Here is an 11,837-nt window from a genome sequence, read left to right as displayed (position 1 = left end):
CCCCGCTTCACCAAGGCGGACCTGGAGGCCGCCCGCGACCGTCTGGTACCGGACGTGGTCGCGGGCGGCCTCCGCGTGCTCTTCTGCGGCATCAACCCCGGCCTGATGACGGCGGCGACCGGTCATCACTTCGCCCGCCCCGGCAACCGCTTCTGGCCCGTGCTGCACCTGTCCGGCTTCACGCCCCGGCTGTTGAAACCCGAGGAACAGCAGGAGCTGCTCTCCTACGGGCTGGGCATCACCAATGTCGTCGCCCGGGCGACCGCGCGGGCCGACGAGCTGACCCCCGAGGAGTACGCCGAGGGCGGCCGGCTGCTGACCGCCAAGGTGACCCGGCTGCGGCCGAGCTGGCTGGCCGTGGTCGGGGTGACCGCCTACCGGGCGGCCTTCGCCGACCGCACGGCCCGGGTGGGACCGCAGGAACGGACCATCGGCGACACCCGTCTGTGGGTGCTCCCCAACCCCAGCGGCCTGAACGCCCACTGGACGACGGCGACGATGGCGGCGGAGTTCGCCCGGCTGCGGGAGGCGGCGCAGGCCCCCTGACCACCCCTGGCGCGCCGGCCCGGTGAGGGGTCAGGGCGGGGGTATCTCCGTGACCGTGGCCAGGAGGTGTATCTCGTCCGCCTCGTCGCGGTCGGCGACGCCCAGGGCGAGCCAGCGGCCGGTGTGGTCCGGCTGCCACAGGTCGAGTTCGTCGGTGCGCAGGCACAGGTCCGCCCAGGGTTGCGGGATCGCCTCGCCGCGGCTCATGCGGGTGCGCAGGGTCAGCTGGCCCCACGGGGGCTGCCGGCCCCAGCGGTCGGCGAGCCGCCCGGCGAGTGCCTCCCGGTACGCGTGGAAGTCCGCCGCCGTGCGCTGCCGGATCTCCGGGTGCTCCGCGGCCGCGCCCCGGCTCGTCATCAGCTCCACCGTGACATAGCCGGGTCCCGCCGTGCCCACGTCGGATCCGCCGTGGTCCGCCGGGAACTCCCGGGCGCACAGCAGGTCGATGAGGGCCAGGCATGTCGCGATGTCCATATGCCCCAGTAAAGCGGGGGGCACTGACAATTGGCGGGGCGTCAGGCGTCCCTGCGGTGCAGGGACCACGCGCCGGCGAGCAGGGCCGCCGCCGTCCATCCCGCGGTGACCGCGAGACCGGTCCACGGGCCGAGCGAGCCGTCCCAGGAGCTGTGCAGGATCACCTGGCCGGCCCGGTCGGGCAGGAAGTCCGCCACCCCGCCCGACATGTCGCCGACCACGAAGGAGACGATCAGGACGAAGGGGATGAGCAGGGACAGGGTCGCCGTGCCGCTGCGGAGCACCGCCGCGAGCCCGGCGGCGAACAGGGCCATCAGGGTCAGGTCGAGACCGCAGCCGAGGGCGCCGCGCAGCCCCTCGGACCAGGCGGGGGCCGAGGCGCCGAGAACCGCCCGGCCCGCCAGCAGGGTCACCAGGCCGGTGAGGAGGCCGACGGCGAGTACCGGCAGCGCGATCGCCATGGCCTTCGCGGCGAACCAGCGGCGCCGGTCGGGCACCGCCGACAGGGTCAGCCGCAGGGCGCCGCCGCGGAACTCGGCGGAGACCGCCGTCGTACCGAAGGCGATCGCGGCGATCTGGCCGAAGCTGATGCCGAAGAAGGCCGAGAACAGCGGGTCGGACGCGGTGTCGTCGGCCGCTGCCAGCGCCGAGAAGGCGGTGGTGGCGAGCAGCATCGCGGCCAGGGCGGCCGGCAGCGAGCGCAGGGTGCGGATCTTGATCCACTCGGCGTGGAACACGGGCGCGAAGGGCATGGTCAGGCCTCCTGGGGCTGGGCGGTGAACTCGGCCTCGGCCGCGGTCAGATCGAGGTAGGCCTCCTCCAGGGTGGCCTCCTGGGCGGCGAGTTCCGTGACGGGGACGCGCGCGTCGGCCAGGAGCCGGCCGAGGTCCTCCACGCGCGCGTGCCGCACGATCCACGCGCCGTCCTCGCTCCGGGCGGCGTCCAGGCCGTGCCGGGCGAGCAGGCCGTCGAGCGCGCCGGCGTCCGTGCTGCGGATCCGGATGCCGGGCTGCACGCGTGCGTGGATGAACTCCCGTACCGGGGTGTCGGCGAGGAGGCGGCCGCGGCCGAGGATCACCAGGTGGTCGGCAAAGGCGGCGGTCTCGTTCATCAGATGGCTGGAGACCAGGACCGTACGGCCCTCGGCGGCGAGCCGGCGCAGCAGGTCCCGGATCCAGACGATGCCTTCGGGGTCGAGGCCGTTGGCGGGCTCGTCCAGCAGGACCACCTCGGGGTCGCCGAGCAGCGCGGCGGCGATGCCGAGCCGCTGGCGCATGCCGAGGGAGTACGTCCGCACCCGGCGCCGGGCCACCGGGGCGAGGCCGGTCTCCTCCAGGACGCTGTCGACCCGGCGGTCCGGGATGCGGTTGCTCGCGGCGAGGGCGCGCAGATGGTCCCGGGCGGTGCGGGAGCCGTGCGCGGCCCGGGCGTCGAGCAGCGCACCCACCCGCCGCAGCGGCTCGGGGAGTTCGGCGTAGCGGCGGCCGCCCACGGTGGCCGTGCCGGAGGTGGGCCGGTCGAGTCCGAGGACGAGCCTCATCGTGGTCGACTTGCCGGCGCCGTTGGGGCCGAGGAAGCCGGTGACCCGGCCGGGCCGGACGGTGAAGGTGAGCCGGTCGACGGCCCGCCGGCCGGCGTACTCCTTGGTGAGGTCGCGTACGTCGATGGTCGTCATGGCAGCCAGCCTGGCCGGGGCCGGGGGCGGTGGTCCTCCCCCGCCGGTGGAGATCGTCTCCCCCGTGCGGGGGAGGCCCGTTGTCGGTGCTGCCTGCGACGATGTCTCCATGGTCCGCCTGTGTCTGGTCCGCTTTCTGCGCCCGCTGCTGCGCGGGACGACGTACACGCGTCTGCTGCATCTGTGGGTGCCGATGCTGGTCGTCAGCATCTGGCTCTTCATCGACATGTCGACCCCCTGGGTGCCCGCGCTGCTGCTCGTCCCGGTCGGTCTGCTGCCCGGCGTACGGACCGGTGAAGGGGTGCAGGCACGGCTGCTGCTGACGCCCGGTGTGGCCGACTCGGGCATCTCCGAGACCCCCTCGGCGACCTGGCGGGACAGATGGCGCACGGTGCTGTGGCTGGAGCTGCGGATGCTGCTCGGCGCCGCGGCCATGTTCGGCACGGTGTGGCTGCCGGTCGCCGCCTTCGAGCTGGCGCGGTGCGCGGGCGGCCGGGCGCCGTCCGGGATGCCGCTGCTGGACCGGCTGCCGCCGGACCCCGCCTGGGCCCTGCTGACGCCGCTTCCGCTGCTCGCCCTGTACGGCGTGGTCGTGGGCCTGGGCGAGCTGGTCACGCTCTGCGCGCGCCGGCTCCTCGGGCCGTCCGCGGCGGAGCGGCTGGCGGCGCTGGAGGAGCGCACCGAGCGGCTGCTGGAACGCACCCGGATCGCCCGGGAGTTGCACGACTCGATCGGGCACGCGCTGACGGTGGCCGTGGTGCAGGCGGGTGCGGCCCGGGCGGCGGGCGATCCGCGGTTCACCGAGCGCGCGCTGGACGCCATCGAGGAGACCGGGCGGGCCGCCCTGGCGGACCTGGAGCGGGTGCTGGGCGTGCTGCGCGAGGCCGAGCGGCCGGTGAGCGCCCGGCCCACACTGGCCGACGCCGACCGGCTGCTGGAGTCGGCGCGGGCCTCCGGAGCGAAGGTCGACGCCGAGGTGACCGGCCCGGTCGCGACCGTACCGGGGCCGGTGTCCCGGGAGGGGTACCGCATCCTCCAGGAGGCGCTCACCAATGTGCTGCGGCACGCGGGCGCCGTCCCGGTGCGGGTCCGGGTCGCGGTCGCCGCCGGCACGCTCGCCCTGGAGGTCCGCAATCCCCTGCCGGCCGCGCCACCCGGCCCGGGGCGGGGCAGCGGGCTGCGCGGCATACGCGAACGGGCCGCCCTGTTCGGCGGCACGGCCCGCACCGGCCCGCACGAAGGCGACTGGCAGGTCCATGCCGAGCTGCCGTGCTGATCTAGGCTGGCCGGATGCCGGTCACCGTACTTCTTGTCGACGATGAGCCCCTGGTCCGCGCCGGTCTGCGGGCCGTGCTGGAGGCGCAGGCCGATATCGAGGTGGTGGGCGAGGCGGCCGACGGGGCTGCGGTCATCCCGCTGGTACGGCAACTGCGGCCGGACGTGGTCGCGATGGACGTGCGGATGCCCCTGATGGACGGCATCGAGGCCACGCGCGCGGTGCTGCGCACGGTCGCCGACCCGCCGAAGATCCTCGTGGTGACCACCTTCGAGGACGACGCGTTCGTGTACGAGGCGCTGCGCGCGGGCGCCGACGGCTTTCTGCTGAAGCGGGCCCGGCCCGCCGAGATCGTGCACGCGGTACGGCTGGTGGCGGAGGGCGAGTCCCTGCTGTTCCCGGCCTCCGTCCGGCGGCTCGCCGCCCGGTACGGCGACGGCGGCGGCCCGGCGCCGGCCGGGCCGGCCGGGGCCCGGCTGACCGAGCGGGAGGCGGAGGTGCTGCGGCTCATGGCGCGCGGTCTGTCGAACGCGGAGATCGCGGCCCGTCTGGTCGTGAGCACGGAGACGGTGAAGTCGCATGTGAGCGCCGTACTGACCAAGCTCGGGGCGCGCGACCGCACCCAGGCGGTGATCGCCGCGTACGAGTCGGGGTTCGTGGCGCCGCGCTGAGCCCGGCCGGTGCGGGGCCCGGCACTCGCCGGGGTGCGGCGGGCCGAGTACGATCCGGCCAACACGCCCGCGAGCTGGGAGGACGGACGGTGGGGCAGCTGACCGGCGGCGATCCCTCGCTGCTGCGAAGGATCAATTCCGCGGTGGTGCTGCACGCGCTGCGGGCCACGGACTGTGCGACGTTCACCGAGATCACCCGGGTCACCGGGCTGTCCCGGCCGACCGTCGAAGGTGTGGTCGAGGGGCTCGTCGAGGCCGGGCTGGTGGCGGAGGCGGCGGCCGGCCAGGGCACCGCGCGCCGACAGGGGCGGCCCGCCCGCCGGTTCCGGTTCCGGGCCGAGGCGGGCCATCTGCTGGGCCTGGAGATCGGCGCCCACCGGGTCGCCGCGCTCCTGTCCGACCTGGACGGACGGGTGCTGGGCGCGCAGGCCAGGGAGGTCGACGAGACGGCGCCGGCCGACGAACGGCTCGACCGGCTGCGCGGCGCGGTCGCCGAGCTGCTGCGCCGGGCGGGGGTGGCGCGTGACTCCCTGCGAGCGGTGGGGGTGGGCACGCCCGGCATCGTGGCGGACGACGGCACGGTCCGGCTGGGCACGGCCCTGCCGCAGTGGACCGGTCTCCACCTCGGCGAGCGGCTGAGCCGCTCCTTCAAGTGCCCGGTGCTGGTGGAGAACGACGCCAACGCGGCGGCCGTCGCCGAGCACTGGAAGGGCGCGGCGACCGAGAGCGACGACGTGGTGTTCGTGCTGGCGGGGCTGAGCCCGGGCGCCGGTGCGCTGATCGGCGGGCGGCTGCACCGCGGTTACGGCGGAGCGGCCGGCGAGATCGGCGCACTGCATCTGCTGGGCCGTGAGGCCACCCCGGAGACCCTGCTGTCCACCACCGACGAGCCGTTGCACCCGCTGGACGAGCAGGCGGTCGCCGAGGTGTTCGCGCTGGCCCGGGAGGGTGATCAGCGGGCGGAGGCGGCCGTGGAGCGGTTCATCCAGCGGCTGGTGCACGACGTGGCCGCGCTGGTGCTGGCGCTCGACCCGGAGCTGGTCGTGATCGGCGGCTGGGCCGCCGGTCTCGACGGTGTGCTGGAGCCGCTGCGCCGCGAACTGGCCCGCTACTGCCTGCGGCCGCCCCGGGTGGCGCTGTCGTTGCTGGGCGAGGCGGCCGTGGCCACGGGAGCGCTGCGGCTGGCCCTGGACCGGGTGGAGGAGCAGCTGTTCGCGGTGGAGGGAACGGTGACGGCCCGTCGGGGCTAGAGCCTCTTTTTCGGGCCTTGCCGGCGTTGCAGGGCCCTGACGGATCGGGTTGCAGGGCCCTGACGGGTCCGGGGTCAGGAGGCCTGGCGCTCCGGGTCGTGGTGTATCTCGATGTCCGGTGAGTCGCCGAAGGTCAGCCGGCAGGTGTCGGCGCGGTAGGTCGCCACGGAGAGGGCCGCGGTGCGCCCCTGGGCGTAGAAGCGGGTGGTGACGACGAGGACGGGCGAGCCGGGGAGCCGGTCCAGGTCCCTGGCGTCGTCCGCGCGGGCGGAGCCCAGCTCGACGGCGCGGTCCTGGCCCTCCAGCGGGAGGTGCTGCACCTCGCGCAGCACCGCACGCGCGCGTGCCGGGCCGGACGGGGCGTCGATGGCGGTGAGGCCGGGCACCGAGGCGGCGGGGATGTAGAGCAGCTCGGTGGCGACCTGCTGGCCGTGGGACATCCGGGAGCGGCGCACGGTGTGCACGGCCTCGTCCGCGGCGGTCTCCAGGGCCGCGGCGACCGCCGCGGGCGGCACCGCTTGGACGCTGTCGAGGGGCTGCCAGGCGTCCTCGGCACCGCCCGGCCAGCTGTGCTGCGCGGTGCCGACGGCCACGCCCACGCGCGGGGGCGCGACGGTCGTACCCACACCGCGGCGGCGCTGCAACCGGCCCTCCAGCTCCAGCTGTTCGAGGGCCTGACGGAGGGTGGCTCGGGCGACGCCGAAACGGGCGGCGAGGTCGCGTTCGTTGGGGAGGATCTCGCCGACGGAGAACTCGGAGTCGAGTGCCTCGGTGAGCACGGTCTTGAGATGCCAGTACTTCGGTTCCGGCACCGATTCCAGCTGCGTGGTCCCCACCCTGTCCTCCGCAAGAGCCGTGGTCCGGCGGTTTTTAGCGCCCTTGTTTATTAAAGGTTGTTGCACTTATCTGCGACCATAGGGCGGCCGTCACCCCTGGTCAAGACCAATCCTCGATCCCTGCGGCGACGCGCGGGTGACGGCACGACGAAGCCCCCGCCGTACGACGGGGGCTTCCTGGTGACGGGGGTCAGTGACCGGCGAGGTGCCGCAGCTTGTCGGGGTTGCGGATGATGTACACCGAGGTGATGCGGCCGTCGGCGGTGTCCAGTTGGAGCAGGCTCTCGGGTTCGTCGCCGGCCAGGAGCAGCACGGCCGGGCCGCCGTTGACCTCCAGGAAGCGGGCGGACAGGGTGGCGGCGCCGGCGGGCGAGACGGCGGCGAGGAAGCGGCCGACCTTGTCCGCGGAGTGCAGGACGCGCACCGGCGCCTTGGCCTTGCCGCCGCTGTCGCCGACCAGCTGGACGTCCGGGGCGAGCAGGGACATGAGCCCCTCGAGGTCGCCCCCGCCCGCCGCCACGAGGAAGCGCTCGGTCAGATCCCGGCGCTCGGCGGGGTCCACGTCGTAACGGGGGCGCCGCTCCGCCACGTGCCGGCGGGCCCGGCCGGCGAGTTGCCGTACCGCCGGCTCGGCGCGGTCGAGGAGCGCGGCGATCTCGGCGAACGGGAAGCCGAAGGCCTCCCTGAGCACGAACACGGCCCGTTCCAGCGGTGACAGCGACTCCAGGACGACCATGACGGCCAGCGAGACGGAGTCGGCGAGCAGCGCGCGTTCCGCCGCGTCCGGGGCGGCCTCGCCGAACTCGGTGACGTACGGCTCGGGCAGCCAGGGTCCGACGTACGCCTCGCTGCGCGCCTGCGCCTGGCGCAGCCGGTCGATGGCCAGCCGGGTGGTGATGCGCACCAGATAGGCGCGGGGTTCGCGGACCTCCTCGCGGTCGGCGCGGGACCAGCGCAGCCAGGTGTCCTGGACCACGTCCTCGGCGTCGGCCACCCGGCCGAGCATGCGGTAGGCAACGCCGGTGAGCAGGGGCCGGTGCTCTTCGAAGACGTCGGTGGCACTGTCGGCGATCATGCTGCCATCCCATCCGACACGCCCCGCGGGTGTCCAGCGGAATCGGGCGGTTCCGGGCGCGGTCCGGATCACAATGACCGCGGGCCGCCGGGGGCCGGCGGCCGTTCGATCTGGAGGTGGCCGATGCGGTACGCGGTGCTGGGCACGGGCGAGGTGGGGCGCACGCTGGGCGGCAGGCTGGTGGAGCTGGGGCACGAGGTGACTCTGGGCTCGCGCACCCGGGACAATCCGGTCGCCCAGGAGTGGGCCACGGCCTCGCCGGGCCGGGCCCGCGCGGGGTCGTTCGCGGACGCGGCCGCGGCGGCGGAGGTCGTCGTCAACGCGGTGGGCGGCCGGGTGGCGCTCGACGCGCTGCGGGCGGCCGGTGCGGAGCATCTGGACGGCAAGGTGCTGGTGGACGTCTCCAATCCGCTGGCGTTCGAGGACGGGGTGCCGCGGCTGGATCCGGTGGAGTCGGACAGTGTGGGCGAGCGGATCCAGCGGGAGTTCCCGCAGGCGCGTGTGGTGAAGACGCTGAACACCGTGAACTGCCAGGTGATGGTGGATCCGGGGCGGGTGCCGGGCGAGCACCATCTGTTCGTGTGCGGCGCCGATACGGAAGCCAAGGCGCAGGTCGTCTCGTTGCTCGGGGAGTTCGGCTGGCCGGCCGGGCGGGTGGTGGACCTGGGCGGCATCCGCTGGGCCCGCGCCCTGGAGATGTATCTGCCGCTGTGGCTCGGGATGTTCCAGCGGTTCGGCAGCGCCGATTTCAATGTCGAGGTGCGGCGGGCGGGTTGACCGCGGTTGGGGGGCACCACCGGGGGCTACCCGTCGGTAGCAATTGCTGACAAGCTGTCCACGCCGTCCGTCAGCAGCCCAGACGAGGAGCACCCCCATGTCCGCCACCGTCTCCTTCCCGGTCCCCACCGCGCACGGCCCGAAGGACGTGACCGTGTCCTACGCGCGCGTGGGGCGCGGCGAGCCGCTGGTCCTGCTGCACGGCATCGGCCATCACCGGCAGGCCTGGGACCCGGTCGTGGACATCCTCGCCACCGAGCGCGATGTGATCGCCGTCGACCTGCCCGGCTTCGGCGTCTCCCCGGGGCTGCCAGACGGTCTGGCCTATGACCTGCCCACGACCAACTCCGTGCTGGCCGCGCTGTTCGAGGCGCTCGGCCTCGACCGGCCGCACATCGCCGGCAACTCCCTGGGCGGTCTGCTCGCCCTGGAGCTGGGCCGCGAGAAGCGCGTACGGTCCGTCACCGCGCTGGCCCCGGCCGGCTTCTGGACCGAGGCCGAGCGGCGGTACGCCTTCGCGCTGCTGCTCGCCATGCGGGGCGTCGCCGAGCGGCTCCCGCTGCCGCTGGTGCGGCAGCTGTCCGCCACCGCGGCCGGCCGCGCCGCGCTGACCAGCACCATCTACCACCGGCCCGCCCGCCGGGCGCCGGAGGCCGTGGTCGCCGAGACGCTCGCGCTGGCCGGCGCGACCGGCTTCGCCGCGACGCTGCGGGCGGGCACGAGCGTACGGTTCACCGACGGTCTTCCGGGGCTGCCGGTCACCGTGGCCTGGGGCGCCCGGGACCGGATCCTCCTGCGCCGCCAGGGCGTCCGCGCGAAGCGGATCCTCCCGCACGCCCGGCTGATCCGGCTGCCCGGCTGCGGCCACTGCCCGATGAACGACGACCCGGCCCTGGTCGCCCGCGTCATCCTGGACGGCAGCAGCTGACCGGGACGGACGAAGGGACCGTGTACGACCGCGAGGACCGGCCCGTCGTACGCGCAACCGTGGCGGCACCTTCGCGGGGCGGTTGTTCATGTGGGGTTCGCGTGCGCGCCTCAGGGTGCCCGTAGGTGTGGCTTCGCACACTGGCCGGAACCCGTCCCTGGAGGCACAGCCATGTCACACCGTCCGTTGCCCGGCCGCCGCAGCGTTCTGCGCGGCTCCCTCGCCGCGTCGGCGGCCCTGACCCTGCCCGTGGGCCTCGGCGCGGCCCCGGCCTTCGCCCGCTCGGGGCGCCCGGAGGCGGGGTGGGGCGTGCAGGCCGGCGACGTCACCACCGACTCCGGGCTGATCTGGGTGCGTTCGGACCGGCCCGCCCGGATGATCGTGGAGACGGCGGCCACCGAGTCCTTCCGCAACCCGCGCCGCTGGCACGGCCCGCTGCTGGGCGCCGGGACGGACTTCACCGGCACCACCCGGCTGCACGGACTGCCCTCCGGCGAGCAGATCCACTACCGCGTACTGCTCGCCGACCCGGACGACCCGCGCCGTACCGGCGAGCCGGTGGCCGGCACCTTCCGCACCGCGCCGGTGAGGCGGCGCCAGGGCGTGCGGTTCGTGTGGTCGGGCGACCTGGCCGGTCAGGGCTGGGGCATCAACGAGTCCATCGGCGGTTACCGGATCTTCGACGCCATGGCGCGCACCGACCCGGACTTCTTCCTGTGCAGCGGCGACAACATCTACGCCGACGGGCCGATCGCGGCGACCGCCGCCCTGCCGGACGGCGGTGTCTACCGGAACCTCACCACCGAGGAGAAGTCGCACGTCGCCGTCACCCTGGACGACTACCGCGGCAACTTCCGCTACAACCTGCTGGACAAGGCGCTGCGCCGGTTCAACGCGCAGGTGCCGAACATCATCCAGTGGGACGACCACGAGGTGCGCAACAACTGGTACCCGGGCGAGGTCATCGGCGCCGGCACCCCCTACCCGGCCGGCACGAGGCTGGACGACCTGGCGCTGCGCTCCCGGCAGGCGTTCTCCGAGTACTTCCCGATCTCCACCCTCAGCGATCGGCCCGACGGCCGGATCTACCGGGTCGTCCACCACGGCCCGCTGCTCGACGTCTTCGTGCTCGACATGCGCAGCTACCGCAACGCCAACTCCCCCGACGACCAGACCACGGACCCGGTGGGCATCCTCGGCCGCGAGCAGCTGGACTGGCTCAAGCGGGAGCTGGCGAAGTCCCGCGCGGTGTGGAAGGTGATCGCCAACGACATGCCGCTCGGGCTGGTCGTGCCCGACCCGGTCGAGGGCCGGCCGAACTTCGAGGCGGTCGCGCAGGGCGACCCGGGCGCCCCGCTGGGCCGTGAGTTGCAGATCGCCGAGCTGCTGCGGTTCGTCAAGCACCGGCGGATCACCGGCACGGTGTGGCTGACGGCCGACGTGCACCACACCTCCGCCCAGCACTACGACCCGTCACGGGCCGCGTTCAAGGACTTCGAGCCGTTCTGGGAGTTCGTCTCCGGCCCGCTCAACGCCGGCGCCTTCCCGGCCAACGCGCTGGACGGCACGTTCGGCCCGGAGCGGGTCTTCGTCAAGGCGCCCACCACCGCCAACGTGTCCCCGGCCGAGGGGTACCAGTTCTTCGGCGAGGTCGACATCGACGGCGACAGCGGCGAACTGACGGTCCGGCTGCGCGAGTACGACGGAACGGTGCTGTTCACCCGGACGCTGCAACCGGGGCGGGTCGGCCAGTAAGCGCGTTTCCGCAGGCCGGGGCCGTTGTCAGTGGTCGCCTCTACGGTTTTCTGCATGAGGCGATCACCTGACAACCCGGCGGCGCTCTTAACAGGGGACAACGAGAAGATCTGGGGCAAGCTCCGCCCTCAAGGGCGTAAATCGCAACAAAGAGGACGGAGCATGCTTTACCCATCGGTCACAAACCGTTCGTGATCACGCAACACCCTTCGTTCACAGTGGATGCATGACTCCAGAGATGTCTGATGTGACCCGGACGAAGCACGGACGGCCCGTCCACCACTGGCGGCGGGACATCGTCGAACTCGCCGCGCTGTTCACGGCCGTCGCCGTGGCCGACGGAGTGGCGAACCTGGTGGGGCACGGCCCGGACGGCCCGGCCCTGCTGGTGTTCTCGGCGCTCGCGCTGGCCGCGACGGCCGGCTTCCACACCTGGTGGGCACGGCGCCACGGACACGCACCGCCGGCCCTGGATACCGGTCCCGCGGGCGCCGGCCCCCCCGGCGCCCGCCGGCCGCCCAGGCCCCGCGCCCCCAACACCGGCGCCCGCCCCCGCGGCGCGGGGGGCCCCGCA

12 protein-coding genes and 1 pseudogene are annotated in these 11,837 nt (G+C 74.1%); 8 read left to right on the top strand and 5 right to left on the bottom strand.

What is annotated here, in order from left to right; all coding sequences use genetic code 11:
• The first annotated feature begins 54 nt into the window (after positions 1-54).
• Positions 55-546, top strand: coding sequence for a G/U mismatch-specific DNA glycosylase (mug, locus tag ACFVIU_RS21135; protein WP_385844229.1), 492 nt, complete (start codon positions 55-57; stop codon positions 544-546).
• 30 nt (positions 547-576) lie between these two features.
• Here the strand turns inward: mug and ACFVIU_RS21130 are convergent, their stop codons facing one another.
• Genes ACFVIU_RS21130 through ACFVIU_RS21120 form a run of 3 tightly spaced genes read right to left on the bottom strand, consistent with a single transcriptional unit; the run spans position 577 to position 2,695 of the window.
• Positions 577-1,020: a hypothetical protein gene (locus tag ACFVIU_RS21130; RefSeq protein WP_385844227.1), complete on the bottom strand. Its 444-nt coding sequence runs from the start codon at positions 1,018-1,020 to the stop codon at positions 577-579.
• Between the two features lie 41 nt (positions 1,021-1,061).
• Positions 1,062-1,772, bottom strand: coding sequence for an ABC transporter permease (locus ACFVIU_RS21125; RefSeq protein WP_385844226.1), 711 nt, complete (start codon positions 1,770-1,772; stop codon positions 1,062-1,064).
• A 2-nt stretch (positions 1,773-1,774) separates the two neighbouring features.
• A complete protein-coding gene (locus ACFVIU_RS21120; protein WP_385844225.1) occupies positions 1,775-2,695 on the bottom strand; it encodes an ABC transporter ATP-binding protein in 921 nt (306 codons plus the stop codon).
• 124 nt (positions 2,696-2,819) lie between these two features.
• On the opposite strand from ACFVIU_RS21120, the gene ACFVIU_RS21115 reads away from it, so the two are divergent.
• The 3 genes from ACFVIU_RS21115 to ACFVIU_RS21105 all read left to right on the top strand — a co-directional run bounded on the left by ACFVIU_RS21115 (position 2,820) and on the right by ACFVIU_RS21105 (position 5,892).
• A complete protein-coding gene (locus tag ACFVIU_RS21115) occupies positions 2,820-3,971 on the top strand; it encodes a sensor histidine kinase (protein ID WP_385844356.1) in 1,152 nt (383 codons plus the stop codon).
• Positions 3,972-3,985: 14 nt separating this feature from the next.
• Complete coding sequence (locus tag ACFVIU_RS21110; RefSeq protein ID WP_385844223.1) at positions 3,986-4,642, top strand: response regulator; 657 nt, start codon at positions 3,986-3,988, stop codon at positions 4,640-4,642.
• An 89-nt stretch (positions 4,643-4,731) separates the two neighbouring features.
• Positions 4,732-5,892 (top strand): ROK family transcriptional regulator, encoded by a 1,161-nt coding sequence (locus tag ACFVIU_RS21105; RefSeq protein ID WP_385844222.1) that lies wholly within the window; start codon positions 4,732-4,734, stop codon positions 5,890-5,892.
• A 74-nt stretch (positions 5,893-5,966) separates the two neighbouring features.
• Here the strand turns inward: ACFVIU_RS21105 and ACFVIU_RS21100 are convergent, their stop codons facing one another.
• Both ACFVIU_RS21100 and ACFVIU_RS21095 read right to left on the bottom strand, forming a co-directional pair.
• A complete protein-coding gene (locus ACFVIU_RS21100) occupies positions 5,967-6,728 on the bottom strand; it encodes a GntR family transcriptional regulator (RefSeq protein ID WP_385844221.1) in 762 nt (253 codons plus the stop codon).
• Positions 6,729-6,918: 190 nt separating this feature from the next.
• Positions 6,919-7,803 carry an RNA polymerase sigma-70 factor gene (locus ACFVIU_RS21095; protein ID WP_385844219.1) on the bottom strand — a complete coding sequence of 295 codons (885 nt, stop codon included), beginning with the start codon at positions 7,801-7,803 and terminating at the stop codon, positions 6,919-6,921.
• A gap of 123 nt (positions 7,804-7,926) precedes the next feature.
• Between ACFVIU_RS21095 and ACFVIU_RS21090 the strand changes: the two genes are divergently transcribed.
• The 4 genes and pseudogenes from ACFVIU_RS21090 to ACFVIU_RS21075 all read left to right on the top strand — a co-directional run.
• Positions 7,927-8,580, top strand: a complete 654-nt coding sequence (locus ACFVIU_RS21090; protein WP_385844218.1) for an NADPH-dependent F420 reductase — start codon at positions 7,927-7,929, stop codon at positions 8,578-8,580.
• 97 nt (positions 8,581-8,677) lie between these two features.
• The gene (locus ACFVIU_RS21085; RefSeq protein ID WP_385844217.1) at positions 8,678-9,508 is read left to right on the top strand and encodes an alpha/beta fold hydrolase; all 831 of its coding nucleotides are present in this window, start codon (positions 8,678-8,680) and stop codon (positions 9,506-9,508) included.
• A 171-nt stretch (positions 9,509-9,679) separates the two neighbouring features.
• On the top strand, positions 9,680-11,263 hold the full coding sequence (locus ACFVIU_RS21080; protein WP_385844215.1) for an alkaline phosphatase D family protein: 1,584 nt from the start codon (positions 9,680-9,682) through the stop codon (positions 11,261-11,263).
• A gap of 226 nt (positions 11,264-11,489) precedes the next feature.
• Positions 11,490-11,837: pseudogene (locus ACFVIU_RS21075) on the top strand (GNAT family N-acetyltransferase); the annotation flags it as partial.

The organism is Streptomyces sp. NPDC127190 (assembly GCF_042672505.1).
Lineage (GTDB): Bacteria > Actinomycetota > Actinomycetes > Streptomycetales > Streptomycetaceae > Streptomyces.
Note: the sequence above shows the minus strand (reverse complement) of the source record. Positions and strands in the feature narration are given on the sequence as shown.

Excerpts from the sequence above, each read along its gene's own strand:
- ACFVIU_RS21090 (WP_385844218.1), top strand. The coding sequence starts at position 7,927 with ATGCGGTACGCGGTGCTGGGCACGGGCGAGGTGGGGCGCACGCTGGGC.
- ACFVIU_RS21110 (WP_385844223.1), top strand. The coding sequence starts at position 3,986 with ATGCCGGTCACCGTACTTCTTGTCGACGATGAGCCCCTGGTCCGCGCC.
- ACFVIU_RS21095 (WP_385844219.1), bottom strand. The coding sequence starts at position 7,803 with ATGATCGCCGACAGTGCCACCGACGTCTTCGAAGAGCACCGGCCCCTG.
- ACFVIU_RS21130 (WP_385844227.1), bottom strand. The coding sequence starts at position 1,020 with ATGGACATCGCGACATGCCTGGCCCTCATCGACCTGCTGTGCGCCCGG.
- ACFVIU_RS21080 (WP_385844215.1), top strand. The coding sequence starts at position 9,680 with ATGTCACACCGTCCGTTGCCCGGCCGCCGCAGCGTTCTGCGCGGCTCC.
- ACFVIU_RS21120 (WP_385844225.1), bottom strand. The coding sequence starts at position 2,695 with ATGACGACCATCGACGTACGCGACCTCACCAAGGAGTACGCCGGCCGG.
- ACFVIU_RS21085 (WP_385844217.1), top strand. The coding sequence starts at position 8,678 with ATGTCCGCCACCGTCTCCTTCCCGGTCCCCACCGCGCACGGCCCGAAG.
- ACFVIU_RS21125 (WP_385844226.1), bottom strand. The coding sequence starts at position 1,772 with ATGCCCTTCGCGCCCGTGTTCCACGCCGAGTGGATCAAGATCCGCACC.